The sequence below is a fragment of the Saccharothrix longispora genome, from assembly GCF_030852425.1.
GTDB classification, from domain to species: domain Bacteria; phylum Actinomycetota; class Actinomycetes; order Mycobacteriales; family Pseudonocardiaceae; genus Actinosynnema; species Actinosynnema longispora.
Window position 1 is genome coordinate 119,403 of the sequence record NZ_NSDM01000012.1, and the last position, 25,648, is coordinate 145,050.

Annotated in this window: 25 protein-coding genes and 1 pseudogene; 13 read left to right on the top strand and 13 right to left on the bottom strand. The window is 71.1% G+C overall.

Going from position 1 to position 25,648, the window contains the following annotated elements; translation table 11 throughout:
* Positions 1-39: 39 nt before the first annotated feature.
* On the bottom strand, positions 40-2,310 hold the full coding sequence (locus tag CKY47_RS25985; protein WP_306748821.1) for an N-6 DNA methylase: 2,271 nt from the start codon (positions 2,308-2,310) through the stop codon (positions 40-42).
* A gap of 17 nt (positions 2,311-2,327) precedes the next feature.
* Entirely contained in the window at positions 2,328-2,957 is a 630-nt protein-coding gene (locus CKY47_RS25990; protein ID WP_306748822.1) for a hypothetical protein, read from the bottom strand.
* A gap of 1,010 nt (positions 2,958-3,967) precedes the next feature.
* On the opposite strand from CKY47_RS25990, the gene CKY47_RS25995 reads away from it, so the two are divergent.
* Positions 3,968-4,750 (top strand): transposase family protein, encoded by a 783-nt coding sequence (locus CKY47_RS25995; RefSeq protein ID WP_306748824.1) that lies wholly within the window; start codon positions 3,968-3,970, stop codon positions 4,748-4,750.
* Between the two features lie 87 nt (positions 4,751-4,837).
* On the opposite strand, the gene CKY47_RS26000 is transcribed toward CKY47_RS25995, so the two are convergent.
* The 3 genes from CKY47_RS26000 to CKY47_RS26010 are packed head-to-tail and all read right to left on the bottom strand — an operon-like array spanning position 4,838 to position 8,211.
* Positions 4,838-7,234, bottom strand: a complete 2,397-nt coding sequence (locus CKY47_RS26000; RefSeq protein ID WP_306748826.1) for an ATP-binding protein — start codon at positions 7,232-7,234, stop codon at positions 4,838-4,840.
* A gap of 7 nt (positions 7,235-7,241) precedes the next feature.
* On the bottom strand, positions 7,242-7,853 hold the full coding sequence (locus CKY47_RS26005) for a DUF6879 family protein (RefSeq protein ID WP_306748827.1): 612 nt from the start codon (positions 7,851-7,853) through the stop codon (positions 7,242-7,244).
* Positions 7,846-8,211: a hypothetical protein gene (locus CKY47_RS26010; RefSeq protein ID WP_306748828.1), complete on the bottom strand. Its 366-nt coding sequence runs from the start codon at positions 8,209-8,211 to the stop codon at positions 7,846-7,848. Before CKY47_RS26010 ends, CKY47_RS26005 begins: the two co-directional genes overlap by 8 nt.
* 214 nt (positions 8,212-8,425) lie before the next feature.
* Between CKY47_RS26010 and CKY47_RS26015 the strand changes: the two genes are divergently transcribed.
* Entirely contained in the window at positions 8,426-8,596 is a 171-nt protein-coding gene (locus CKY47_RS26015) for a hypothetical protein (RefSeq protein ID WP_306748829.1), read from the top strand.
* Positions 8,597-8,756: 160 nt separating this feature from the next.
* Here the strand turns inward: CKY47_RS26015 and CKY47_RS36980 are convergent, their stop codons facing one another.
* Positions 8,757-8,891, bottom strand: coding sequence for a hypothetical protein (locus CKY47_RS36980; protein ID WP_371320737.1), 135 nt, complete (start codon positions 8,889-8,891; stop codon positions 8,757-8,759).
* Here CKY47_RS36980 and CKY47_RS26020 point away from each other — a divergent pair.
* Positions 8,826-9,362, top strand: a complete 537-nt coding sequence (locus CKY47_RS26020; protein WP_306748830.1) for a hypothetical protein — start codon at positions 8,826-8,828, stop codon at positions 9,360-9,362. The two genes, CKY47_RS36980 and CKY47_RS26020, sit on opposite strands and share 66 nt — an antisense overlap.
* 289 nt (positions 9,363-9,651) lie before the next feature.
* Positions 9,652-9,835, top strand: a pseudogene (locus CKY47_RS36985) (transposase domain-containing protein); the annotation flags it as partial.
* A gap of 697 nt (positions 9,836-10,532) precedes the next feature.
* Here the strand turns inward: CKY47_RS36985 and CKY47_RS26025 are convergent.
* Both CKY47_RS26025 and CKY47_RS26030 read right to left on the bottom strand, forming a co-directional pair.
* Positions 10,533-12,959 (bottom strand): FtsX-like permease family protein, encoded by a 2,427-nt coding sequence (locus tag CKY47_RS26025; RefSeq protein ID WP_306748831.1) that lies wholly within the window; start codon positions 12,957-12,959, stop codon positions 10,533-10,535.
* Positions 12,956-13,702 (bottom strand): ABC transporter ATP-binding protein, encoded by a 747-nt coding sequence (locus CKY47_RS26030; RefSeq protein ID WP_306748832.1) that lies wholly within the window; start codon positions 13,700-13,702, stop codon positions 12,956-12,958. The genes CKY47_RS26025 and CKY47_RS26030 overlap by 4 nt, the downstream gene beginning before the upstream one ends.
* Before the next feature lie 141 nt (positions 13,703-13,843).
* Between CKY47_RS26030 and CKY47_RS26035 the strand changes: the two genes are divergently transcribed.
* The 5 genes from CKY47_RS26035 (at position 13,844) to CKY47_RS26055 (ending at position 18,559) form a co-directional block, all read left to right on the top strand.
* On the top strand, positions 13,844-15,010 hold the full coding sequence (locus CKY47_RS26035; RefSeq protein ID WP_306748833.1) for a sensor histidine kinase: 1,167 nt from the start codon (positions 13,844-13,846) through the stop codon (positions 15,008-15,010).
* Positions 15,007-15,672: a response regulator gene (locus CKY47_RS26040; RefSeq protein ID WP_306748834.1), complete on the top strand. Its 666-nt coding sequence runs from the start codon at positions 15,007-15,009 to the stop codon at positions 15,670-15,672. Before CKY47_RS26035 ends, CKY47_RS26040 begins: the two co-directional genes overlap by 4 nt.
* Positions 15,673-15,967: 295 nt before the next feature.
* Positions 15,968-16,570 (top strand): hypothetical protein, encoded by a 603-nt coding sequence (locus CKY47_RS26045; protein WP_306748835.1) that lies wholly within the window; start codon positions 15,968-15,970, stop codon positions 16,568-16,570.
* Complete coding sequence (locus CKY47_RS26050; protein WP_306748836.1) at positions 16,551-16,793, top strand: hypothetical protein; 243 nt, start codon at positions 16,551-16,553, stop codon at positions 16,791-16,793. Before CKY47_RS26045 ends, CKY47_RS26050 begins: the two co-directional genes overlap by 20 nt.
* A 110-nt stretch (positions 16,794-16,903) precedes the next feature.
* Positions 16,904-18,559, top strand: coding sequence for a catalase (locus tag CKY47_RS26055; RefSeq protein WP_306748837.1), 1,656 nt, complete (start codon positions 16,904-16,906; stop codon positions 18,557-18,559).
* Between the two features lie 12 nt (positions 18,560-18,571).
* Here the strand turns inward: CKY47_RS26055 and CKY47_RS26060 are convergent, their stop codons facing one another.
* From CKY47_RS26060 to CKY47_RS26070, 3 genes are all read right to left on the bottom strand, one after another.
* Positions 18,572-19,705, bottom strand: coding sequence for an HAAS signaling domain-containing protein (locus tag CKY47_RS26060; RefSeq protein WP_306748838.1), 1,134 nt, complete (start codon positions 19,703-19,705; stop codon positions 18,572-18,574).
* Positions 19,702-20,025 carry a PadR family transcriptional regulator gene (locus tag CKY47_RS26065; protein WP_306748839.1) on the bottom strand — a complete coding sequence of 108 codons (324 nt, stop codon included), beginning with the start codon at positions 20,023-20,025 and terminating at the stop codon, positions 19,702-19,704. The genes CKY47_RS26060 and CKY47_RS26065 overlap by 4 nt, the downstream gene beginning before the upstream one ends.
* 145 nt (positions 20,026-20,170) lie before the next feature.
* Positions 20,171-20,830, bottom strand: a complete 660-nt coding sequence (locus tag CKY47_RS26070; RefSeq protein ID WP_306748840.1) for a GTP cyclohydrolase II — start codon at positions 20,828-20,830, stop codon at positions 20,171-20,173.
* Between the two features lie 86 nt (positions 20,831-20,916).
* Between CKY47_RS26070 and CKY47_RS26075 the strand changes: the two genes are divergently transcribed.
* From CKY47_RS26075 to CKY47_RS26090, 4 genes are read left to right on the top strand one after another with little or no spacing between them, the layout of a single operon-like run.
* Positions 20,917-21,315, top strand: coding sequence for a 6-pyruvoyl trahydropterin synthase family protein (locus CKY47_RS26075; protein ID WP_306749096.1), 399 nt, complete (start codon positions 20,917-20,919; stop codon positions 21,313-21,315).
* Positions 21,312-22,289, top strand: coding sequence for a glycosyltransferase family 4 protein (locus CKY47_RS26080; RefSeq protein ID WP_306748841.1), 978 nt, complete (start codon positions 21,312-21,314; stop codon positions 22,287-22,289). The genes CKY47_RS26075 and CKY47_RS26080 overlap by 4 nt, the downstream gene beginning before the upstream one ends.
* Positions 22,286-23,062 (top strand): class I SAM-dependent methyltransferase, encoded by a 777-nt coding sequence (locus tag CKY47_RS26085; RefSeq protein ID WP_306748842.1) that lies wholly within the window; start codon positions 22,286-22,288, stop codon positions 23,060-23,062. Before CKY47_RS26080 ends, CKY47_RS26085 begins: the two co-directional genes overlap by 4 nt.
* Positions 23,059-24,018, top strand: a complete 960-nt coding sequence (locus CKY47_RS26090) for a lysylphosphatidylglycerol synthase transmembrane domain-containing protein (protein WP_306748844.1) — start codon at positions 23,059-23,061, stop codon at positions 24,016-24,018. The genes CKY47_RS26085 and CKY47_RS26090 overlap by 4 nt, the downstream gene beginning before the upstream one ends.
* Here CKY47_RS26090 and CKY47_RS26095 read toward each other — a convergent pair.
* Both CKY47_RS26095 and CKY47_RS26100 read right to left on the bottom strand, forming a co-directional pair.
* The gene (locus CKY47_RS26095) at positions 23,938-24,621 is read right to left on the bottom strand and encodes a creatininase family protein (protein ID WP_306748845.1); all 684 of its coding nucleotides are present in this window, start codon (positions 24,619-24,621) and stop codon (positions 23,938-23,940) included. The genes CKY47_RS26090 and CKY47_RS26095 overlap by 81 nt on opposite strands.
* A 27-nt stretch (positions 24,622-24,648) precedes the next feature.
* The gene (locus CKY47_RS26100) at positions 24,649-25,611 is read right to left on the bottom strand and encodes a zinc-dependent alcohol dehydrogenase (protein WP_306748846.1); all 963 of its coding nucleotides are present in this window, start codon (positions 25,609-25,611) and stop codon (positions 24,649-24,651) included.
* Positions 25,612-25,648: the final 37 nt, after the last annotated feature.

The following is a 25,648-nucleotide window of genomic DNA, read 5'->3' on the forward strand; positions in this document are numbered from 1 at the left end:
CCACGTCACCAGGTTGGGAAAGGTCAACTGACCTTTATCTCAACCCAATTCACGATGGTTGGCGGGGGCGGTCGCGGTGTCACTCACAACCGCGCCGGTGAGCTGGAACACGGCATCCCGTAGGCGCAGTGCCGCTGAGACTGCTCGCTGTTGTTGTTCGATGTGGATGTCGGCAGCGTCGACCGTGCCCGCGATCTCTCGTTGCACCGTCATCGGCGGCAGCGGCACCACTAGCTCTCGCATGGTGCTCGTGCTGATGTTCGGGATTGCGGTGCCGTGGGAGCGGTTTCTGATCCACTCCTGGGCTTCGGGGGAGTTCAGGTAGTGCACGAGATATTTGGGATCGACCTCGTCGACCGACGGTCGTAGGCGAATGCGCATGCAACTTGGACCTAGGAGCCATCCGGCCTCTGTCTCTCGGACGAGTCCGTGCCGGCCGAGCGTTCCTGATCGTATGCATACAACGTCACCTGGGCGGAGTACGTACTTCGCAAGCTTGACGGCAGTCTTGGGGTCCACGGTGTCCAGGTCCTCATGGCTGAGGTAGCCGACTTTGATGTTGCGGGGCAACACAAGCCGCGTCCAGTTCTCGGTGAAGTGACCACGTGTGCGATCCACTGTGCCAGGTCCTGCCTGGACGTCGCAGATGTCGCCGAGAGGAACGTTCAGCCTCTCCTTGGAAGCATTATTGTGAAGCGTGGAAATGCGTATGGCGATGTCACGGCGGACCAAGTCCACCCGACTCGCTAGCTCGTCCAACTCTCGCTGCAAGGACTCGAACGCGGTTGACGCCGTAGCGGCAGGTGGGGCAGTTCCCTCGCTCATGTAGCGCCGAGGTTCGAGGTTGTAATTCTCCTGCTGAATCTCGGCGATGCCGACTGATCGACTGAAACCCTCGGAATCGCCGTGCTTCCATGAGTCGCCGAAGTCGTGCCAGTCGCGATAAGCTTGCACGATCTTGGTGCGAAGCTCGGTGTGTAGGATACCGCGGCCGTCTCTGTTCACCTCACCGCGAGCGGTCGTGGCGTCGATGAAGAGAATCTCTGATCTCTTCGGCTGGCTGGATTCCGGTCGTTGGAGTAGCCAGAGCGACACCGGAATCCCGGTGTTGATGAACAGGCCTGCGGGCAACGCGATGATACTCACGATCATGCCCGCATCGACCATCGCTCGTCTGATCTTGGCGTTTACTCCGCCGGTAAATGATGCGCCATTTGGCATGAGTACACCTGCGCGCCCGCCGGGCTTCAGGCGCATCACCGCGAGCTGGAGCCACGCGAAGTTGGCGTCACTCTTCGGTGGTGGGCCGAAGGGCCACGAGTTCCGCTTTGCCTCGTCGGACATTGGTAGGTTGAAAGGTGGATTAGCGAGAACGAGGTCGAACTGCTTGTCGGTGAACGCTCCGTCCCTCGTCAGAGGGTCACCAAGCCGCACGTCCGCCTTGCTGCCGTGCAAGGCAATGTTGAACAGCGACAGCCGCTGCGACCGGTCGTTCAGCGCTTGTCCGGACACCGATGCCGCTCCCCGCTGCGCCGCAGCCACCAAGAGCTCGCCGGAACCGCACGCCGGGTCGTACACCGTGTTCGATTCACGAGGATCGAGGACTTCGATCATGAAGTGAACCAGCGAATCAGGGGTGAAGTGACCGCCCCGACGTCCGAGATCCCGATGAAAGCTATTCAGCAAGGCATCGAAGAGAGTTTCTGGACCGACGGCTTGTAGATCGATCTGGTTAAAGAGATCGATCACCTGTAGCCACTGCTGTCCGCGGAGAGTGTCCTTGCCGTCAGGTATCAGCAGCGGAGTGCCCAGGTCGTCTGTCGGGGCGGAACGCAGCAGTCCACTCGCGTCGTTCCAGTGTCCTTGGGCGGTGACTTCCCGCCATAGTGCCGGGGCAGTGGAGCGAACGTAGAGGAGGCTCATCACGAACTCGGCAGCCGACGCTTGGTCCAGGTCGCCGCGCACCAGGTCCACGATCTGCCACAGCAGAGCAGGCGTGTCCCGAGGGACATCTGGCCGCGCCTGCGATGCCGTCGGCTGCCCAACCGGGACGGGCGCCCCACTGTTACGTCTGAACCTGTCTCCGTAGGTGGTGCCGGGAGTCTCCTCGGGTTGGAGTCCGTTGCGGGGGATCTTCCTCTGGTCGAGCCAGCGCGCGACCTCGGTGAGAGAGAACAGCTCCTGGCCGGCCACCACAACAGGGCTAGGGAAGTCGGTGTGCCGCTTGCGCCAGTTGCTGGCCGCGCTCACACCTACTCCCGCCAGTTTCGCGATGTCGGTGAGGGGAAGCCCTTGGCCACTCTCAGTCATGGATGCATCCTCGCTGATCAACGGAGCCAGAGCACATTCGGGACCTGGTCGATCTCGCGCATGGCCTGGCTCAGACCAGACGACAAGTAGTCGTACAGCCGGTAGAGTGCAACGTGATCGGCACGCAGATCACGTTCGTTGAGCGGCGCGTAGTGCATCACGAGATTGCGTAGATTCCGCAGGTTCTCGAGCTCAGCGTAAAGGTCGTCCCTGCGTTGTCCATAGTGCGGGAACGCGCGGTGCAGGGCCGGAACCCACAGGTCGCGGTCGTATGTTTCGCTGACAAGTGAGACCCAGAAGCCGAGCGTCAGCTTGGCCACGACCTTATTGGCGTTCTGTGCTGACTTCCGAACCGAGACCTTCTCTTGCGCCTTCTTCACCAGGTTCTGGCCGTGGCCGGTGAGTGGAGCCACCGCCCACCAGTCCTCGCGACCGAACTGAGCGGCCAGTTCGCTGTGCAAAGCGTTGCGCAGGGTGATCTCGGCGAAGTGCAGCAGCGGATAAAATGCCCCGCAGACGCGGACGGTCCACACGTACAAGCGGAAGGCAGCAGCTACATCACCCCCACATGCCTCCATGTACTTGCCGAAGCGCGCATCGGAGAGCGCCTTGGGGATCCAAGCGTGCGAGTCGTTGGTAGCGGTCATGGTGATCCCCCAAAATGCGCAGCACGGCAGCCCACGCCGTGGTATGGTGGTTAAGTAGGCCCCAGGTTCGCCTCTGCTTCGGCATGCCGCCTGGGGCATCGTCTTGCAACGGCACTCTGTTCAGAGTTGCCGATGACTTAACTGCGTTGGCCCAACGATAGCCAGGCGTGGGACGTATGGCAAGTACTTACCCGTACTCTAATCTGTGAAGTCGACTCTGTACGGCGTGGTACACCACGTGTATCGGCTGGTTGCGGAGTCTGTCAATGGCTCGCCGTCGAGTCAGTTCTCCTCGATTACCGCAGCTCAGAGGGGTCTCGCGACGCTCTGAGGCTGGCTAGTTCGATCACGTGACCGGCTAGATGCGAGATCAGAGTGCACACCAGGACGTCTTGAAACCTGCGTCCGACCGGTCGAAGTGTGAAGTGTCAGCGGTCCCTGCACACGCAACCACCATCTACGCTCGGATGACCCATGGACTCCAGGGTCCCAGGCGAGGTGAGGACGGCGGCATGCTATGGCCGGGCCCGCAGTTGGCCGAGAGGCTGACTGCGGCGTTGCAGGTCCGGCTCAAGTTTCGCACCGTGTGTGAGGGTTGAGTGTTCGACGGTTGAGTCGGTGCCTGTCGCCGTTTCACACTGGGGTGTGTGGAGCAAATCTGGAGCAACTGGCAGAGCCCGATGACGTGCGACGGCCTCGAACGGCGGTGAACGGCACCGGCTGACGTGCACGTTCTCTGTTTGCCCTGGTCAGGGAAACGGCCGGACCGCGCTGGCGGAGTGAGGCTCTGCTTCCTGTTGGCTGCACTTCTCCGCGGTCGGCGTGCATTGGCGGGTGTTGGGCGCGGTTCGTTGATGTGGTGGGGTCCGTGCGTCTCGGTTATGACTGAGCCATTTTCATCGTGACGGTGCAGGTCACGGTGCGGGCTGAGCAGTGGGGAGCGTGGTGGGCGAGGCTCTCGGTAAGACAGCAGTCGACCAAGATCTGATGCCCCAACCGGGAGCCTCGCCGTGCTGTCTTACCCTGCCGCGATTCCGCTGTCCAACCGCACCCTCGTCCGCCTGGCCGATCTCATCCGCGCCGAGCGGGCACGGCGCCGGTCCCGGTGGCGGCGGCTCGATCCCGGTCGTCAAGCACTGCTCGTGCTCGCGCACCTGCGCAACGGCGACACCCACACCCGCCTCGCCGTCGGGTTCGACATCTCCTGCAGCACCGCCTGGCGCTACGTCCGTGAAGCGGTGGACCTGCTCGCCGTCCTGGCCGACGACCTCCACGCCGCCGGCGAACGGGCCGCCCGCCTGGCCTACGCGATCCTGGACGGAACCCTGGTGCCAATCGACCGCGTCGCCGACCAGAAGCCGTACTACTCGGGCAAGCACCATCGCCACGGCGTCAACGTCCAAGTCCTCGCCGATCCGGCCGGGCGGCTGGTGTGGGCCTCGGCCGCGCTGCTCGGCGCCGTCCACGATCTGACCGCGGCCCGCACCCACGGCCTCGTCGAAGTGCTGTCAGCCAACAAGGTCACCACGTTCGCCGACAAGGCGTATCAGGGCGCGGGTGGCACGGTGCGCACGCCGTTCAAGCGCCACGCCACACGCCCCCACCTGTCACGCGGGCAGAAGGCGGTCAACCGGGCCCACGCCCGCATCCGCGCACTCGGCGAACGCGCCGTCTCGCTGCTCAAGGGCTGGAAGGTACTGGCCAAGCTGCGCTGCTGCCCACGTCGGGCCACCGCGATAGTCGCGGCCATCCTGGTCCTGCACCACATCGAGACCCGTCGCCACCCAGGATGAAAAGCGTTCACTGCAGCGCGCGGATTGTCTGGCTGACCGGACCCGGTAGGTGTGCTGAACCGCGCATCCCAATCTGCGGGGCGGTGGTCAGGTCGTGGGCGTGTCGTCGGTGGGAGGCCGGTGCAGGGCTTCGACCTTGGCGTGCAGGTGGCGCGCCGCCGGGTCGTCGTAGGTCGCGAGCAGGGCTGCTGCCTCGTCCAGGTGGGTTGCTGCGGCCTGTGAGTCACCAGTGGTGAGCAGGGCCGTCGCCAGGTTGTGCAGTGCGACGGCCAGTGCCCATCTCTCGTTGAATCGCCGGAACGTGTCCACCGCGTACCGGTGGAACTCGGTGGCGTCCTCGTGCCGGCCCAGGGCCTGGTACGCCTCGCCGGTCGCGTCGAGGGCGGCGGCCTCCCGGACGCGGTCGTCCAGACGCCGTTGAAGCGATGCGGCACGTTGGTAGGGCGCCAGGGCCTGGGCGGGAGTGTCGAGCGCGACCAGCACCCGGCCCTCCTCCAGTGACCAGAACGCCTCCCAGGCCGGGTTGCGGTGGTCGCGGGCGATGGTCAGTGCGTCCTGGATGAACTCGCGGGCTCGTGCGGCGTCGCCGAGGAGTCGGTGGGCGTGGCTCAGGCCGCGCAGCGCGTCGCCCTCGCCACCGGCGATGGACAGGCGGCGGTACCCGTCCAGTGCCGCGGTCAACAGTGGGACGGCTTCGGAGGGGCGGTCCAGGTCGATGAGGGCGTTGGCCGTGTTGGTGGAGACGGCGAGTCTGTAGTCGTCGTTCAGTTCGGCCGCGATCTCACCGGCGCGTTGGAAGAAGTCGAGTGCCGCTCGCGGTTGGTGGTCGCGCAGGAGTGCCAGGCCGAGCGCGTTGGTCGAGACCGCCTCGCCCCGGCGGTCGCCGATCTCGCGTCTGATCGTCAGTGCCCGCTTCTGGAGCTCGACGCCCTGCCTGCGGTCACCGTGTTGGACGTGGGCTTTGCCCAGGCTTTCCAAGGCGGTGGCCTCGCGTCCGGGGTCGCCGAGTCGGCGGGCCGCTGACAGCGCTGCCGTCGCGGTGGCGGTCCAGTCGTCGAAGTGGTTGTAGCGCGCGTGGACCTTGCGCAGGACGTCCGCCAGGAGCCACACCAGGTCGTCGGCCTCCCGTCGTTGCAGGGAGCGGACGAGGAAGGTCAGGTTCCGGCGTTCGCGCTCGTACCAGAGGACGGCCTGCTCGTGATCGGGGAACACCGGAGCCGGCAGCGGCCCGGGCAGGGCGGGCAGTTCGCGCTCGGCGGTCTCGGGGGCGAGTACACGGACCGCGTTGGCGGCGGTGTGGAGGTACCACAGCGCCAGGCGGTCGAGCGCTTCGGTGGTCGATCCGGGTGGTTCCTCGGCTCTTGCCTGGTCGTGTGCGTAGAGCCGGAGCAGGTCGTGGAACTCGTACCGGTCGGGTGCGGTGGGTTCGAGCAGGTGTGCTCCGGCGAGGTCGTCGAGCAGGCGGCGGGCGGTCGCCGCGGTGTCGCCGAGCAGCGCCGCGACCGCGTGCGGGCCGAAGTCCTCGCCGGGGTAGAGGCCGAGCAGTCGGAACAGGCGGCTCGCCGGCTGCGACAGCGCCCGGTACGACCACGCGAACACCGTCCGCACGGCGTCGGAGTCGTCGTCCGATGCGAGGGCGTCCCACAGGCTCGACTCGTCGCGCAGTTCGTCGACCAGGTCGCGCAGGGGTGTCCGGGGTCTGCCGGCGGCCCGCTCCGCCGCGATCCGCAGGGCCAGCGGCAAGCGGGCGCACAGCCTGGCGAGCTCTGCCAGGTCTCCTTCGTCGTCGTGGGGGCGGTGCTCGGCGAGCAGTTCGCGCAGCAGCGCGGTGGCTTCGTCGAGGGGAAGGACGTCCAGGCGCACCCGGTGCGCGCCGTCCCTGGAGACCAGGCCGGCGAGCGTGCTGCGGCTGGTGACCAGCACCAGGCAGCCGGCCGTGCCGGGCAGCAGCGGGCGAATCTGTCCCGGGGTTGCGGCGTTGTCCAGCAGAATCAGGAAGCGCTTGCCCGCCAGGAAGGACCGGAACAACGCCGATCGCGCGTCCAGGTCCGCGGGCACCCGGTTGCCGGGCACAGCCAAGGCGCGCAGGAAACGGTCCAGCGCCTCCGCCGGGCCGACCGGCGGCCCGGCGTCGTAGCCGCGCAGGTTGACGTACAACTGGCCGTCCGGGAAGTCGTCCGCCACCTGATGCGACCAGCGCACCGCCAGGGACGTCTTGCCCACACCAGCGGTGCCCGCCACGACGCACACCACGACGCGCCTCGCGGCCTCGGCGGACAGCTGCGTGAGCAGGTCGAGGGCTTCGGAGCGGTTGACGAAGCCCCGGACGTCGGCGGGCAGTTGGCGCGGCACCGGCGTGGGAGTCCGCCCGGCGCGGTGGAAGTGGACGCCCCCGCTGACGTCGCGGGCCAGCACCACGTCGTCCGCGGAGCCGCTCAGCTCGTTGCGGGACTCGTCGCCGGCGCGTGCGGCGTGCTCGTTCACGACGCGGTCAGCCGGTCGACGGCAGCCGCCGGGCCACCTCTCGGTGGAAGAACGCGCTGAGTTCCTCGCCCCGGTCGTACAGATCGGCGACGAGCGCCTTCCAGCGCCCGACCTCGTCGGGGACGACGCACTTCACCGCTCCGGCCAGTGCGCCCTGCTCGTCGTAGAGGACCTGGTAGGCGATCGGCCGCGCCAGCAGGAAGAGTTCGGGCAGCGTTGTCCTGCCGCTTTCGAACGGCTCGATCTGCTCGGGACCGACCACCCGGATTCTCCCGCCCACCTGGTGGCGGACGTGGAGGGAACTCAGCTCCCAGAGCAGGTAGGAGCTGATCGGCTGCTCCACCACCCGGACCCGCCGGACCTCCATGCCGTTGTCGGTGATCCTGCGCTCGTAGTCCGCGAGCTTCGCCCGGCGCTTCTCCAACAGGTCCAGGGAGGTCGTCCAGTCATTGCGGCGGGACGCCTCCCAGCTCGCGTTGTCGGACTCGACGAATTCCTGACGGCGTTCCAGCTTCCAACTCACGCCGCTGTTGTCGTGCCAGAACTCACGGTTGAAATCGGCGAGGTACTCGTCCGGGGTCAGTTTGGTCCCGGGGAACACGGTGGTCAGCTCACTCATCGGGGATGTCCGCCTTCGCGGCGCGGAGCATGACGCCCGGGATCACGACGAGCCTCTCGTCCGCGCCGATGTGCACGCCGTCGGGCAGCCGTGCGGCGTAGTCGTCGGTGAGGTCGCGACCGATGACCGCCACGTCGCCGTTGGTCAACTCCCAGACATCCGGGCAGGTGGGGTCTTCATCGGTGACGCCCAGTTGCAACGGGGATTTGCCCAGCCGTTTCTTGAACTGGGCCACTGGATCGGCTTCCCAGGCGCGACTCATGACATCCCCTTGCAATCTGGTGTAAACCAGGAACACTATGCGCGTGTAGTTGGGGTCGGACAACCTCGGCCCCTCACGGTAGAGCGTAGTGATCACCAGTCGCGGTCAGTCCGCAGAAATGCGGTTACCTCTACGTTTGGTCAGTATTCCACTACTGTGTGACAGTTCTCCGTGTTCCCTTGAGTGGAGACTTCGGCAAAAGCTCCATGCACCGGGTGGAGTCTGTTTAGATTTTTGGTCCAGTCAGGTGACACCCGGTTGGGACAAGTGGCCGGGCGGCGGTAGTGGTGCCAATCGTCCAGGAGAAGTCGTGGACGCCGACATCGGAACCCCGGACGGGCTGTGCGGCAGCCACGTCCGTTGCGTGGCTTCGCCGTTCCAGCGCCCGTACGCATGGGACGACGAGAACCGGTGGCGGCCGCTGTGGGACGGCATCGCCCGCGCCGCCGAGCTGCTCGACGACAGGACCGCCACGCCATAGGTGCCGTGCGCCGCATGCCCTTGGTGTCGTCCTGCGGCAGGAGGAGAGCGGCACAGGATTCGTCGGATCGCACTCGGTGATCGGCGAGGACGTCTCACTCGCTTGATCGCCTCGATCGGCAGCGCAGGTGTTCAGGAGTGGGTGACCGCTCGTTCGTGGATCAGGCCCACGTGCTGGCGTCCAGTTCGGCGAAGGCGAGCAGTTCGTCGACCGATTGGAAGGGAACGGGGTGTTGTCGGCGGGCGCGTTCGATCTGCTCGGCTGCGCGGTCGTCGAGTCCGCAGCACTGCGCGATGACGGAGGGTGGCGCGGTGTTGATGTCGACCAGGCCGCCGTCGTCGTACTGCCGTGGCAGGTCCGGTCGGCCGATCCGGAGGTCCCGTGCGAGTGCCGGGTCGCGTGCGACGAGCGTGCGGGCTTCCTCTCTCGTTTGGTCCGCAGGGCCAGTGCCGCGGTGACAGCGGTGACGCTTGGGGGGAGGAGTTCCGGGCTGTTCTATGACCAGGACGATCCAGCGGGCTTTCGATTTCCGGACGAGGCGACAGCCGCGGCATGGCACGAGCGAGGCTCGCGGTTGGTCGGGCGGTTGGCGTCGGCGCTGCGGTTGCGGACCGAGCTTCACGCTGCATGTGGGGGAACGCGTGTTCGACGGTTGAGTCCGGCCTCTTCGGCTATTCATGCCGCGGTGGGTGGAGCAGATCTGGAGCAGGCGGTGGAGTTGAACGACGTGCGACGGCTGCGAACGGCGGTGAACGGCACCGGCTGACGTGCTGGTTCTCTGTTTGTGCTGGTCAGGGCGTTTCTCGGACCGCGCTGGCAGAGTGAGGCTCTGCTTCCTGTTGGCTGCACTTCTCCGCGGTTGGCATGCATTGGCGCGTGTTGGGCGCAGTTCATTGATGTGGTGAGGGGACTTCACCCAAGGCCGGGTAGTCAGCGTTTTGCTGGTCACGCGACCGAGCTGCAGGAATCACGACGCAGGACAACGGAGTTCGTTGGTACAGGAAGTCGACCAGGACAGCTTGTCCCAAGGAGTTCCGTTGCCCTCTCATTGTGTCCTGCCGCCTGCGCTGACGGCCATCACCCGCACGATCACCGTGGCAGCGGGCCGGTTCGCTCCGGGCACCCGGGGGAACTGACGCGGGTGGTCCCGTTCGAACTCGTCGACGCGATCCCGGGGAAACCCGGCGCGTACAGCGTCGGGTACGGGACCTGCCCTCGCGGGTCGGTGTCTACTTCCTGCGCACCGTCATGGTTGACACCGCGCAATCCCGGCCCGGCACCGATCCCGACCGCTGCGGGTTCACCATCGCCCCGCACGCCGCCCGCGGCCAGGCCGTCCAGGCGACAGGAATCATCGTCGACGGCAACGAAGAATCCGGGGTCATCGCGCATCGTCTCCTGGCCGCGCTCCTTCCGCCCCGACACCCACGCGTGAGCACCCGCAAGGGCAGATCCCCGATCTCCCGCTACAGCGAACGCCGCGCCGACGGCAGACCCCACCGAAACCGCACCGTCACCGCCCTCGACATCGACGTCCTGGAACCCCCGGATCCGCAGCCCGCGCTACCCACCGCTTCCCGGGACGACCGCCATATCACCCCCCCGCCGAACGTCGCAGACACCGGATTCCGGTCCTGCCACAGGAAGATTCCACCCGTCTCCGGCGACCCCGCGACATCGCGGCCCACTTCGGCGACACCACCCTCGACACCATGTGCAGACAGCTCTCCCGATGGGCCGACAGCGGACTCATCCACAAGATCGGCCCCGGCCTCTACGCCGCCACGACATGGTCGCCGACTTCCCTGCAGGAGCACGGAAATCCTCAACTACCCGGCCTTGGGTCAAGTCCCTCTCGAGCGGAAGGGTCGACGGGTGGAGGGAATCGGCACGAGGCTCGATCACCTCCGGAAGCCGGGCGGGGACTTCGCGCCGGTCACGGCTGAGCCCCCGCGCCCACTGCGGCCACGTGGTCGGCTTCGGACGCCCTGCGTGCGGGACCGAGCGAGGCCAGCACGCCGGCCGACACCATCGTGACCAGGGCGACGCCCACTGCCTGCCAGGGGACCGTGGTGGCGGTCAAGGCTCGGTCCAGCATCAGGTGCTGCACCACCGCGCCGAGCCCCAGACCGGTCGACACGCCCAGCAGGCCACCGCAACCGGACAGGACGAGGCTTTCGGTGCGGATCAGGCGGCGGATGAGGGCCGGGGTGGCTCCGACGACGCGCAGCAGGCCGATCTCGCCGCGCCGCTCGACCACGGAGAGCGTCAGGGTGTTGACCACGCCGAGCAGCGCGATCAGCCCGGAGGCCGCGAGCAGTCCGTAGACGGCCAGCAGCAGTTGGTCCGTCGCCGCCGCCGTGATCTCGACCAGGCCCGCGACGTCGGTGACCAGGACTTCCTCCGCGTCGGCGAAGGCCCGGTCGGCCGAGGTGCGCAGCTGTGCGGGGGGTGTGTCCGCGGCGAGGGCCAGGTAGACGGCCTGGTACTCGTCGGACAGGCCGGAACCGGCTGTGGAGTCGGCCAGCAGGACGCCGTCCAGGACGTCGGTGGACCGGTAGACGCCGGTCACCGGGAGCCGTAGCGCGGTGTCGCCGACGCGGATGGCCAGCTCGTCGCCCACACCCAGGCCCAGTTGCCCGGCGTAGCCCTGCGGGAGGACCGCTCCTGTCGCCACGTCCGCCCGTCCGCTCACCACGGGAGGGTGGACGGCCGTGCCGATGCTGTCGGGGTCGACTCCGGTGACCGGCACGCGCACCTCGCCGACCAGCCCATCACCGAGGCGAAGGGCCGCCACCGGTCCCCGGCCGGGAAGTCCGCGGGCCCGCACCACGGTGTCGTGGTCGAGCCTGCTCCCGCCCGCGGGCAGCAGCACGACGCTCGTGGCGGGTAGTACCTCCTCGACTTCCTCTGCCGACGCGGCGGTGGCGGACTCGCCGAAGGTGGCGAAGGCGCAGACGAGGGTGAGTCCGATGGCCAGGGTGACGACAGTGGCCGCGCCGCGACGAGGATCCCGGGCGATGCCGCGGCCCACGAGCTTGGGAACGGTCCGGCGGGTCCGCTGCAGGGGGATCACGACCACCGACAGCAGAACGGGGGTGAGCAGGAGCAGCCCGAGCCAGGCCGACAACGCCGCGCCGACGCCCACGGCCGTGGCGTCGGAACCGGAGGCGACCGCCACACCGCCCACGCCGAGCGCGACCAGCCCGACTCCGACCCACACCGCCGCTCGGCGTGGGCGTGCCACCCCGTCGGTGGACGTGCTCACCGGGGGCACCGAGGCGCCGCGTCGAGCCGCACCGAGGGCGGCGAGCACCGTGACGAGCACCCCGACCGCGTACCCGGACACGACGGCCGTTGGGGGTACCGCGAATACGAGTGCCTGACCAGGAGGTCGCACCGCGACCGCCACGGGGTACGCCGCGGCCACGCCCACGGCCGTGCCGAGCGTGGCACCGGACAGGCCCACGGCGACCGCCTCCAGCAAAACCGCCCCCAGCACCTGCCCGCGCGTCGCGCCGACGGCACGGAGCAGGGCCAGCCGCCGGGTCCGCTGGGCGACCTGCACCGCGAACGCGTTGGCGATGACCAGCGCGGCGACCAGCGCCGCGATCGCGCCGAAGGCCAGCAGCGGCCCTCGGACCTCGTTGGACTTCCGCTGTGCCCACGACGCCACGCCGGCGGCGGCCTGGTCCCGCGTCACCACGCGGGTATTCGGCAGCGCCGCGGTCAGGTCGACGGCCACCCGGGCGGCGTCCGCGTCGGAGGACAGGACGACCTGTGCTTCCCGGTGGCGCTCGCCGAACAGGACACGGGCAGTGCCGGGGTCGAACGCCACGTCGGGGGAGATGTCGAAGCCGAACGGTCGGAACGCGAACACGCCCACGACGGTCGCCTCGTGCACGCGCCCGCCCCCGAGCCGCACGGTGGCGCGGGTTCCCGGGGCGAGACCTGTCAGCTCGTTCACGGCGACCTCGTCGCGCGAGCCGGGCGCCCGCCCCGTGACCAGCGCGAAGGCGGGGGAGTCGGTCCACCCGATCCCGCCGTTCTCGCCGCTGTCGGAGACGAGCTTGCCGTTCGCGCCCGGCACCGTGGCGTACCCGCGCGTGACAGCGGTCGCCGAGACCACCCCGCGGTGGGCGCGAACGCGGTCGAGGTCGGATTGGGTGAGCCCTTCGGTGGCGGGGGCGAACACCACCAGGTCGACGTCGGTGCGGTGGGCGCCACCGGTCAGGGAGCGCTCGGTGGAGTCCCCGACCACCCAGGCCAGCACGACGAGGGCCACGCTCGTCGCCACCGCGAGCAGCGTCAGCACCGTGCGCGTCCGGTGCGCCAGGAGTTCCCGCAGCGCGAGCCGCCTCATCGGACCACCTGCTCGTCGAACGCGCGCAGGCGCGTGAGCACCGCTGCCGCGGTCGGCTCGGCCATGTCCTCGACCACGCGGCCGTCGGCGAGGAACACCACCCGGTCGGCGTAGCCGGCGGCGACCGGGTCGTGCGTGACCATGACGACGGTCTGCCCCGCCGCGTCCACGCTGTCGCGCAGCAGCCGCAGCACCCCCGCGGAGGCCCGCGAGTCCAACGACCCGGTGGGTTCGTCGGCGAACACGACGTCCGGCCGCCCCACCAGCGCGCGGGCGCAGGCCACGCGCTGCCGCTGACCGCCGGAGAGCTGCGAGGGACGGTGGTCGAGCCGGTCGAGCACCCCGACCGCCCCGGCCACCGAGGTCAAGTCCTGCGGGGGCACGTCGCGTCCGGCGAGGTCCGCGGGCAGGGTGATGTTCTCGGCGGCGGTCAGCGTGGGCACCAGGTTGAACGACTGGAACACGAAACCGACGCGGTCACGGCGGAAGTGCGTCAACGCCGGCTCGCCCAGCCCGGTCACCTCGACGTCGTCGATCCACACCTGCCCCGCGTCGGGTCGGTCGAGTCCGGCCGCGCAGTGCAGCAGCGTCGACTTGCCCGAACCGGACGGTCCCATGACCGCGGTGAACCGGCCGCGGTCGAAGGCCACGTCCACGGCGTCCAGCGCCAGGACTTCGGCGTCCCCACCGCCGTAGCGCCTGGTCAGCCCGGTGACCCGAACCATGCTCGATGAATTGGTCATGCGGCGAGCCTGGAGCCGCGGCGACCGGCGGGCATCGGCCGGCCGGTCATCGGGGGCTTCGACAAAAGTCGCAGTCCGCGCGTGGTGACCCACGACGAACGGCTGAGGTGCGCACCCCGAGCCCGCGCTTAGGCTCGAGCTGTGGTCACCACGGATGCGGGTGGGACACCGGCGTCGCCTCGGTGGACCCGCCCACTCGTACCGGTCGTCGTCGTCGCCTGCTCGTTCGCCGGCCCCTTGACGCCCGCGGTCACCGTCAAGGCCGGGCTCACCCCGCACGTGCTGGTGCTGCTGTGCGCGGTGGCCTCCGGATTGGCCGCGACCGCGGTGCGGCGGGTTTGGTGGCCCGTGGCGGTGGTCGGATCGTTGGCGTGGCTGACGGCATCGATGTGGCCCGCTCTGGTGCTGGCCTCCTACACGGTCGGCACACGACAGCGGCGGACGAGTGCGCTGGTGGTCTGCGGAGCGCTGGGCGGCCTGGTGGTGGGCGCACCCCTCACCATCGGTTCCCTGGCCAAGAACAAGTACCTCTGGGAGGCGCCGCTGGTCTCGGTCGGACTCGCCGCGCTCGTGGTGTGGCTGCCGATGCTGCTGGGCTCCTGGCGGGTCGCCCGGAGGGAACTGCTGGACCAGTTCCGGGAACGCGCCGAGCGTGCCGAGCGCGAGCAGATCCTGCTGGCCCAGCAGGCGCGTGCGGACGAGCGGGCCCGCATCGGGCGGGAGCTGCACGACGTGGTCGCCCACCGGGTGAGCCTCATGGTGCTGCAAGCCGGAGCGCTGGAGGTCGGCACCGGCGACGAGCGGGCAGCGCACTGCGCGCAGGTGATCCGCGAGACCGGCCGTGACGTGCTCACCGAACTGCGCCAGGTCCTCGGCCTGTTGCGGACGCCCGGCGGTGACGTCCCCCTGACCCCGCTGCCCACGCTGGCCGACCTGGACGCGCTGCTGCGCGAGTCGAGGGCGGCGGGCATCCCGGTGGTCAGGCGGGAGGTCGGTGAGCTCACGGGCATCCCGGCCGCGATCGGCCGCACCGCCTACCGGGTGGTCCAGGAAGGGCTGACCAACGTGGCCAAGCACGCGGGCACCGCGGCGACCGCGGTGGAACTGCGCAGGACGCCCACCGAACTGGAGGTAGTCGTGCGCAACGACCGACCGGCCGTGGCCGTGGCCGCACCGCCCACGAGCGGCTACGGGCTGGTCGGGCTGCGCGAGCGCGTGGAGCTGCTGGGCGGGTGGCTGCGAGCCGAACCCGTTCCGGACGGCGGGTTCACCGTCTCGGCGCGCCTGCCGCTCGGGGCGCGGCCGTGATCCGGGTCGTCGTGGTCGACGACGAAGCCCTGATCCGCTCCGGCCTGCGGATGATCCTGGAGGCTTCCGGGGACATCAGCGTGGTCGCCGAGGCGGGCGACGGGGCCGAAGCGGTGCGCGTGGCCCGGAGCCACCGCCCGCACGTGGTGCTCCTGGATGTGCGGATGCCGGTCATGGACGGGTTGGCCGCCACCAGTCGGCTGATGCGCCTCGACCCGGCGCCCAAGGTGGTCATCCTGACCACCTTCGACCTCGACGAGTACGTGCACACCGCGCTGCGGCACGGCGCGGTCGGCTTCCTGCTCAAGGACACCCCGCCCCGCGACCTGGCCGAGGCCGTGCGCACGGTCGCCGCGGGCAACGCGATGCTGGCACCCGGCGTCACCCGCCGCCTCATCGCGGCCTTCGCCGCGCGGGAACCGGACGGTCGGGAACTGGCGAGCCGCCGGTTGGCCGCGTTGACCGCGCGGGAATTGCAGGTGGCGCGCCAGGTCGCCGCCGGCCACTCGAACGTCGGGATCGGAGCGCGGCTGACGATGTCGGAAGCCACGGTCAAGGCTCACATCAGCCGCGCCCTGGCCAAGCTGTCCCTGGCCAACCGCGTCCAACTCGCCATGCTCGTCCACGACGCGGGTCTTGATCGCGAGCCCGACCGGGGCTGAGCACCCCCGACGCCCCACCGCCGGGGGCGTACCAGCCGAACCGCCGACAGCCCTGAGCTTCCGGCGAGGTCGGCCCGGTGCCGGACCGCACTCGATGCGGTCCACTGCCCGATCACGACCAGGCGGGAAGGTACCCGGGGGTGGTGCGCCGAGCCGCCGGCGAAGGGAACGCACGTGCTACCACCGAGGCAGGCGGTCACCTGGCCGGCCGGTCTTCGGTGCCGAGCGCGACACCTGGACCCGGTCGGGCAACCAGCTCGCCACCTTCAACGACGCGATCGGCAAGGCGATCACGGTGAGCGGGGCCGACTGGGGCGGCGGGGTGGGCGACAAGGCCCGGCGCGCGTTGGCGGACACGGGCGACCGGGCCGGCGGGACGGGGACGACGGCGCGGCTCGCGGGCACGTTGTTCGCCCGGCAGTCGCGCGCCCTGAGCACGGCCAGGGCGACCGTGCCGCCACCGCCCGCCCACCCGTTCGACGCCCGCACCGTCCACGAACGACTGATGACGATCACCGATCCGGTGGTGTTCGGGCAGCAGCCGGCGGCCGATCGGGCGGCGTTCGACCGGCAGCGCGAGGACCACCCGGCCGCCGCGCGGGTCGTGGAGGCGTACGACCGGACGGTGGCGCGGACCGCTGCCGCGCAACCCGCGTTCGCCCCGTCACCCGAGGCCCCGCCCCGGCCGGAACCCGCGGCCCCGGCCGCGACCGGGGGACCCGTCGAAGCCGATCCGGGTCGAGGAGCGGGAGCGCGGCGCGGTGCCCCCCGCCGGTCGGGGGTCTTCCGGGTGACGACGACGATCCGGGCTCGGCGCGGGAACCGGTGCCGGACCGGGCGCGGGGTCCCGGGGAATCCCGGGCGGCGGGTCCACCGGGTTGCTCCCGCACGGCGGTGACGCCCAGGCCGGCCGAGCCGGCGGCACGGGCGCGGGCGGCACGGGCGCGCCCGGCCGTGGGGGTGCGGGAGCCGGGGTGGCGGGCGGCGCGGGCGGCGGCGCCGCGAGGGGGCAGGGCGACGAGGACGTCGAGCGGAACGCGCCGTCGTACCTCCTGGAGCCCGACCCCGACGGCATCGTCGGCAACGACCAGGTGGTCGCACCGCCCACGATCGGCGGGTAGGCGAGCGGCACCCGGACGTCGCCGCGCGTCCGGGTGCCTGCCGGTTAGTCCGCTCGGAGTAGCGGGTAGGCCGTCGGTGGTGCCGATCCAGGAAGGACTACCCGACGGTCATGACTGATGTGGCGAGCAAGGGACCCGAGCAGGGTGACGACCGCCCGGTGCTGACCAACCGGCAGGGGCACGAGGTCTACGACAACCAGAACCAGCGGACGGTCGGGGCGCGCGGGCCGGCCACGTTGGAGAACTACCAGTTCCTGGAGAAGATCAGCCACTTCGACCGTGAGCGGATTCCCGAACGGGTGGTGCACGCACGCGGGGTCACCGCCTTCGGGTACTTCGAGAGCTACGGGGCGTGGGGGGACGAGCCCGTGGAGAAGTACACGCGGGCGAAGTTGTTCCGGGGACGGGGCAAGCGGACCGACGTCGCGGTCCGGTTCTCCACGGTCATCGGCGGGCGGGACTCGTCGGAGTGCTCGCGGGACCCGCGCGGGTTCGCGGTGAAGTTCTACACCGAGGACGGGAACTGGGACCTGGTCGGCAACAACCTGGCCGTGTTCTTCATCCGCGACGCCATCAAGTTCCCCGATGTCATCCACGCCCTCAAGCCCGACCCGGTGACCTTCCGGCAGGAGCCGAACCGGATCTTCGACTTCATGTCGCAGACGCCGGAGTGCATGCACATGCTGGTCAACCTGTTCAGCCCGCGCGGCATCCCCGCCGACTACCGGCACATGCAGGGCTTCGGGGTGAACACCTACAAGTGGATCGACGCAGACGGCGGCTCGCACCTGGTCAAGTACCACTGGATGCCCAAGGTGGGCGTCAGGAGCATGACCGAGGCGGACGCGGCGGTCCTCCAGGCCACCGAGCTGGGCCACGCCACCAAGGACCTCTTCGACTCGATCGGGCGCGGCGAGCACCCGGAGTGGGAGCTGCTCGTCCAGCTGATGACCGACGACGAGCACGACGAGCTGGACTTCGACCCGCTGGACGACACGAAGGTGTGGCCGGAGGACCAGTTCCCGGCCAGGCCGGTCGGCCGCATGGTGCTCGACCGCACCGTCGACGACTTCTTCGCGGACAACGAGCAGATCGCGTTCGGCACCGGCGTGCTGGTCGACGGCCTGGACTTCTCCGACGACAAGATGCTGGTCGGCCGCACGTTCTCCTACAGCGACACGCAGCGCTACCGGGTCGGCCCCAACTACCTCCAGCTGCCGGTGAACCAGGCGCGCCACGCCGAGGTGCGCACGAACCAGCGCGACGGCCAGATGTCCTACGGCGTGGACGGCGGCGGCGGCAACCCGCACGTCAACTACGAGCCGTCGATCATCGACGGCCTGCGGGAGGGGCAGTACCCGACCCACGACGAGCAGGGGCCGGAGATCCGGGGCAGGTTGACCCGCAAGCGCATCCCCCGCACCGACGACTACCGCCAGGCCGGGCAGCGCTACCTGCTGATGGACGACTGGGAGCGCGACGACCTGGTGCACAACTTCGTGACCCTGCTGTCGCAGTGCGACCGGCCCATCCAGGAGCGGATGGTCTGGCACTTCCTCCTGGTCGAGGACGACCTGGGGCTGCGCGTCGGCGAGGGTCTGGGGATCGGCCCGAAGGACGTCGCGCACCTCGAACCGCTGGCGAGCCAGGACCTCACCGCGGAGGACCGCGGGAGGCTGGCGAACCTGGGCGCCAACGGTTCGAGGGACGTGTCCGGGCTCCGGATGACCCACTGCGTGCCGAACGAGCGGGTCCGCTTCAGCTGAGGCCCGCGGGTCTCAGCCGGTCGGCACCACCGACGGCACCACCGGCGAGGACTGCTGCGGGGCGGACTGCTGCGGGGCGGACTGCTGCGGGGCGGACGGGTCCACCGACGGGGCCGGCGTCGCGGACGGCGACCCGCTCGGGGTGGTGGTCGTCGGCACGACCACGGCGAACGGCGCGCCGCTCACCTCGCGGCAGCCGTTCTCGTCGCGCACCACGCGCGGACGGGGGTAGCGGTTGTCCTCGCGGTACTCGTCGCACCCCGACCACGACGTGTCGAGCGGCCGGCCGTCCTCGTCGTAGAGGTGGACGCCGGTGAGCGGTCGGCCGTTCTCGTCGAACACGTACACGTTGGTGGGCAGCACGGGCGCCGGGGCGTAGGAGACCTGGGTGGGCGGCCCGTCCGAGCGGTGGGCCAGGGAACCGAGGATGAGCAGCAGCACGCCGAGGGCGAAGCCGGAGGCGGGCACGCTGATCCACAGCCAGCGCCGGTCGGTGCGGGACTTGGGGCCCGCCAGCAGGCACAGGGCGCCGAACGCCAGGGACACCAGGATCGCCGACGGCTCGCTGAAGACCAGCGCGCCCGAGGCGGCCACCACCAGCGCGCGGACCACCCACCAGGCGGGTTGCAGCCCGCGCAGCGACTGCACGAGGCGCTCCGGGTCGGTGCGGGCGAGGGCCCGCCGCGCCGCCGCCAGCTCGGGCAGGCGCGCGGCCTTGTCCACGAGGTCGCGGCGGGTGAACACCAGGACCAGGGAGACGAGGCCGCACAGGCAGGCCAGGGCCAGGAGCAGTTCGCGCTCGAAGGCGCCGACGCCGATGACGAACGCGGCCGCGGTGCCCGCGGCGAGGCTCCACAGCGCGAACCTCGCGTCGGCCACCGCGCCGGTGGTGGTCGGCGGCGGGGTGGCGGTGCGGTCGGGGTAGCCGGCGGCGGCGCGCAGCTCCCGCGCGTACGCCTGCGGGGTGCCCAGCCGCCCGGTCAGCGCGGCGGTGGAGGAGGCGTCGCCCAGTTCCTCGGCGACCTCGGCCACGTGCGCCTCGGCGTCGTCCATGATCTCGCCCACCTCGGCCGGGGGCAGGTCGGACAGCTCGTCGCGCATGCGGGCCAGGTAGTCCCGCACCTCGGTGTTCGTCTGCGTGTTCATGCGGATTCCCCCACAAGGTCGTCGAGCGCCTGTGCGAACGACCTCCAGGTCCGGCCCGATTCGAGCAGGCGGGCCCGGCCGGGTTCGTTGAGGCTGTAGTACTTGCGGTGCGGGCCCTCTTCGCTGGGCACGACGTACGAGGTGAGCAGGCCGGCGTTGTAGAGCCGGCGCAGGGTGCCGTAGACCGACGCGTCGCCCACGCCGTCCAGCCCGCCCTGGCGCAGGCGGCGCAGCACGTCGTAGCCGTAGCCGTCCTCCTTGCGGAGCACGGCGAGGACGGCGAGGTCCAGCACCCCCTTGAGCAGCTGACTGGTGTCCATGACCCTCCCCGGTGGTGTGCGTCGGATACTACTACGGAATGCGCAGTACCGTGTAGAGGGTAGTAGAGCGGGGTGGGTGCTCCGTCCCGTCGGCGGACCCGGGTCAGCGGTCGACGGTCAGCGGCCGATGGTCAGCGGTCGATGGTCAGCGGTCGGCGGCGTGCGGGTGGGGGCCGTCGAACACGTCCACCTGCGGCAGGTCGTGACCCAGGCGGTCGCGCTTCGCGGTCAGGTAGGCGATGTTGTGGCGGTTCGGGGGCATCAGCAGCGGCACGCGGGCGGTCACCCGGATGCCGTGCGCCTCCAGCGCGGCGAGCTTGTCCGGGTTGTTCGACATGAGGCGCACCGAGCGCACGCGGAGGTGGCGCAGGACGTGCGCGGCGGGGGTGTAGTCGCGGACGTCCACCGGCAGGCCGAGCGTGGTCGCCGAGTCGAGGGTGTCGAGGCCCTGGTCCTGGAGCACGTGCGTGCGGACCTTGGACACCAAACCGATGCCGCGCCCCTCGTGACCGCGCAGGTACACCAGGATGCCGCCTCCCGCGGTGACGATGCGGTCCAGCGCCGCGTCGAGCTGGTCGCCGCACTCGCAGCGCATCGCGCGGAAGATGTCACCGGTCATGCACTCGGAGTGCACCCGTACCAGGACGTCGTCACGGGAACGGAGATCCCCGTGCACCAGCGCCATGTGCTCGTGACCGCTGTGCCGGAACGCGATCGCGCGGAACACGCCCCGGCGCGTGACCAGTTCGGACTCCGCGACGTCGGCCTCGTCGAAGACCCCGCCGTTCAAGGCTTGCTCGTGCATCCGGCTCCTCGTTCCCCGACACCGCCCGCGCCGTTCACTAGGCTCGGCGGCACTGCACCGTAACCCCCTCACCGGCGGAGGTCACCCTGTTCAGCATCACCGTTCGCGACCACGTGATGGTCGCCCACAGCTTCCGCGGCGAGGTGTTCGGTCCGGCACAGCGCCTGCACGGGGCGACGTTCGTGGTGGACGCGAGGTTCAAGCGGACCGATCTCGATCCGGACAACATCGTCGTCGACATCGGACTCGCGACCGAGGAGCTGCGGTCCGTCCTCGGTGCGCTGAACTACCGCAACCTCGACGAGGTCCCGGAGTTCGCCGGGATCAACACCTCCACGGAGTTCCTGGCCAAGCACATCGCGGACAGGCTCGTGGAGAGGGTGCACGCGGGGCGGCTCGGCGAGGGCGCGAAGGGCCTGAGCGGCGTCGAGGTGTCGCTGCACGAGTCGCACGTGGCGTGGGCGAGCTACGAACGGGCCCTGTGACGGTCCGCTTCGCGGTGCCGGCGGGCATCGACGACCCGGCGCGGCCCAGCGGCGGCAACGCCTACGACCGCCGGGTCGCCGACCTGCTCGGGCTGCGGGTGGTCGAGGTCGGCGGCGACCTGCCCCGGCCCGCGCGGGCGGACGACCTCGAGCGCGTGCTGCGGGACGTGCCGGACGGGGACGTCGTGCTGCTGGACGGGCTGGTGGCGTGCGGGGTGCCCGAGGTCGTCGTGCCGCACTCCCGGCGGGTGCGGGTCGTCGTCCTGGTGCACCTGCCGTTGGCCGACGAGACCGGGTTGCCCGCCGCGGTGGCGGCGGACCTCGACGCGCGCGAGCGGCGGGTGCTGCGGGCCGCGTCGGCGGTGGTCGCGACCGGTCCCGGGGCGGCGAGGGGGGTCGCCGCGCGCCACGGGCTCGGGCACGTGCACGTGGCGCCGCCCGGTGTCGACCCGGCTCCCGCGTCCCGCGGCACGGACGGTGCCTCGCGGTTGCTGTGCGTCGCCTCGCTGACCCCGCGCAAGGGTCACGACGTGCTGCTCGACGCGCTGGCGGGGAACGCCGACGCGCCGTGGACGTGCGCGTTCGTCGGCGCGGGGAGCCTGGGGCACGACCTGGGCGACCGGGTCGAGCTGCCCGGTCCGCTCACCGGTGACGCGCTGGCCGCGCAGTACGACCGGGCGGACCTGTTCGTGCTGGCCTCGCGCGCCGAGACCTACGGCATGGTGGTGACCGAGGCGCTGGCGCGCGGCGTGCCGGTCATCGCGAGTGCCGTGCCGGACGCGCTCGGTGACGGCGGTGTGCTGCTGCCCGCCGGTGACGCCGAGGCGTTCACGGGGGCGTTGCGGCGGTGGTTCGCGGACGCCGGGTGGCGCGCCGAGCTGCGGGGACGGGCCCTGCGCCGCCGAGCCGCACTGTCCACTTGGGAGGAAACGGCGGACGCGCTGGCGGGGGTGCTGGCTAGTCTGCGGCCATGAGCACCCCTGGCTTCGCCCCGGAATGGCTGGCACTGCGCGAGGGGGCCGACGCCGACGCGCGCTCGACGGCCCTGGTGGACCGACTCGTCGGGATCCATCTGAACCGGGACCCCCTCGTGGTACGTGATCTCGGGTGTGGGACGGGATCGCAGGGACGGTGGCTCGGCCGGCGGCTGGGCGGGGCGCAGCACTGGGTGCTGCACGACCGCGACCCCCGCCTGCTCGACCTGGCGAGGTCGGGCGTGACGGGGCCGGGGGTGACCGCCGAGACGCGGGAGGGCGACCTGACCGCGCTCACCGCCGCCGACCTGGCGGGCACGTCGCTCGTCACCGCGTCGGCGCTGCTCGACCTGCTGACGGCGGACCAGGTGCGCGGCCTCGCCGGGGCGTGCGCGGGAGCCGGGTGCCCGGCGCTGTTCACGCTGTCCGTGGTGGGCCGGGTCGAGTTCGCGGCGGCCGAGGCGCTGGACGCCGCGTTCGAGGCCGCGTTCAACGACCACCAGCGGCGCGGCGGGCTGCTCGGCCCGGACGCGGTGGGCGCCGCCGCGGCCGCGTTCGGGGAGCTGGGCGCGACCGTGACGACGAGCCCGAGCCCGTGGCGGCTGGGGCCGGAACGGGCGGCGCTGGCGCGGGAGTGGCTGCGCGGCTGGGTGGGCGCGGCCGTCGAGCAGGAACCCGGGCTGGCCGACGAAGCCCCCGACTACCTGCGGCGCAAGGCCGCCGACCCGCGCGTGGTCGTGCACCACGCGGACCTGCTGGCGGTGCCGTCGTGACGCGCCTGTGGCCGTGGCTGCGGCTCGTCCTCGCGGTCGGCGTCCTGGCGGCGCTGGGGTGGCGGCTCGGCACGGACGCGTTCCTCGACGGGTTGCGCGCCGTCACCGGCTGGTCGGTGGTGACGGCGCTGGGCATCGGGCTGCTGACGACGGTGCTCAGCGCGTGGCGGTGGTGCCTGATCGCCCGCCGGCTCGGCCTGCCGCTGACGCTGCGCGCGGCCGTCCCCGACTACTACCGGGGCCTGCTGCTCAACGCCGTGCTGCCCGCCGGGGTGCTCGGCGACGTGCACCGGGCGGTCGACCACGGCCGCCAGTCCGGCGACGTGGCGCGCGGCGTGCGGGCGGTGCTGTTCGAGCGGTCCGCCGGCCAGGTGGTGCTCGTCGCCGCCGGCCTGGTGGTGCTGGTGGCCGGCACGGCGGACGTCGACCTCTCCGGACCGGTGGCCGCCGGACCGGTGGTGGCCGGGCTGGTGGTGGCGGTCCTCCTCGCGACCGGGTCGCGGCGGGCGCGGCGGGCGCTGGCGGCGGTGTGGGCGGACGCGCGGGTCGGCCTGCTCGCGCCGGCCGTGCTGCCGAAGGTGCTGCTGGCCTCGGCGGCGACCCTCGCCGGGCACGTGGCGCTGTTCGCGGTCGCCGCCGACGCCGCCGGGGTGGACGCCCCCCTCGGCCAGGTGGCGGCGCTGGCCGTCCTCGCGCTGCTGGTGATGGCGGTGCCGGTCAACGTCGGCGGGTTCGGGCCGCGCGAGGCGTTCCTCGCGGTCGCGTTCGGCGCGGCCGGGCTGGGCGCCGCGCAGGGCCTGACCACCGGCGTGGTCTACGGCGCGCTCGCGCTGGTGGCCGGCCTGCCCGGCGTCGTGCCGCTGCTGCGCACCCGGTCAGAACAGCGCCAGGTAGCCCCCGAACGCCTCGACGAGCGCCGCGACGACCAGCTCGCCCTTGCGGGCCGACGCCAGTGACGGCCTGCCCACGACCCCCGACGCGGTGTACGCGGACATGCCGAGCGTCAGCAGGTGCCGGCGGTCGTCGGCGAGGTGGTCGGCCCCCTCGAAGCCGGGGCGGACCAGCTCCGGGTGGGCGTGCAGCAGGATCGACGTCTCCAGCTCGCCCGCGTGCATGTCGGCGTGGTTGGACGTCTCCACGCCCGCCGCGGCACGCGCCGCCGCCCAGTCCGCGCCGCTCGGGAACAGCGCCATGCCCTCGGACTCCTGCACGACGTTCGACAGGACGTAGTTGCCGCCGTGCGCGTTGACCAGCACCAGGTTCGGCACCCCCGACCGGCGCAGGGACTCCGCCACGTCCCCCACGACCGCGTGCAGGGTGCGGGCGGAGATGCTCACCGTGCCGGGCCACGCCCCGTGCTCGTGCGAGCAGGAGATCGTGACCGGCGGCAGCACCAGCACGGGGTGCGCGTCCGCGACGGCGCGGGCGACCGCGCACGCGACCAGCGTGTCCGTGGCCAGCGGCAGGTGCGGGCCGTGCTGCTCGTGGCTGCCGACGGGCAGCAGCGCGACGGTCGCCCCGCGGTCCCGCACGTCGGTCGTGGTGTCAGTCGGGAACATGCGCCGAACCGTAGCCAACACCGGTGGTCAGCGCCGGTAGTCCACGCGGTGGCACAGCGCGGGCAGCTCGCCGCTCGCCAGGCGCGGCAGCACGTCCGGCAGTTCGTCGAAGCTGCTCTCCCCGGTGATCAGCGCGTCGAACGCGGGGTCGGCGAGCAGTTCCAGCGCCAGCGCCATCCGCTCCGCGTACGTGCGGTCCGGGCGCGCCACCGTGCCGACCTGGCTGGCCCGCAACCGCAACCGCCGCGAGTGGAACGCCTCGCCCAGCGGCACCGACACCGGCCGGTCGCCGTACCAGCTCAGCTCCACCACCTCGCCCTCCGCCGCCGACAGCCGCAGCGACGTCGCCAGCCCGGCCCCGGTGGCCGACGCGTGCAGCACGAGGTCGAGGTCGCCCCGCGCGTCGTCGGGCAGCGCGAACGGCACGCCCAACGCCTCCGCCACCGCCGCCCGCGCCGGGTCGGTGTCCACCAGCTCCAGGCGCACGCCCGGGACGCGCCGCAGCAGCGCCGCCACCGCGCACCCCACCATCCCCGCGCCGACCACCGCGACCCGGTCGCCCACGCGCGGGCGGGCGTCCCACAGCGCGTTCACCGCCGTCTCCACGGTCCCCGCCAGCACGGCGCGCCCGGCGGGCACGTCGTCCGGCACGGGCGTCACCGCGTCGGCGGGCACCACGTAGTGCGTCTGGTGTGGATGGAGGCAGAACACCGTGCGCCCCAGGAGGGGACCCTCCTCGACGACGCCCACGTTCAGGTAGCCGTACTTGACCGGCCACGGGAACTCGCCGTCCTGGAACGGCGCGCGCATCACCGCGTGCTGGCTCTCCGGCACGCCACCGCGCAGCACCAGCGCTTCCGTGCCCCGGCTCACGCCCGAGAACAGCGTCCGCACCAGCACGTCACCGGGTCCGGGTCCGGGCAGTTCCGCGGACCGGATCTCACTTTTTCCCGATCCGGTGAACCACAGGGCCCTCCCGACGCGTGTCATCCAACAACCTCCGGAAAACGGGGCCCACAGCGACGAG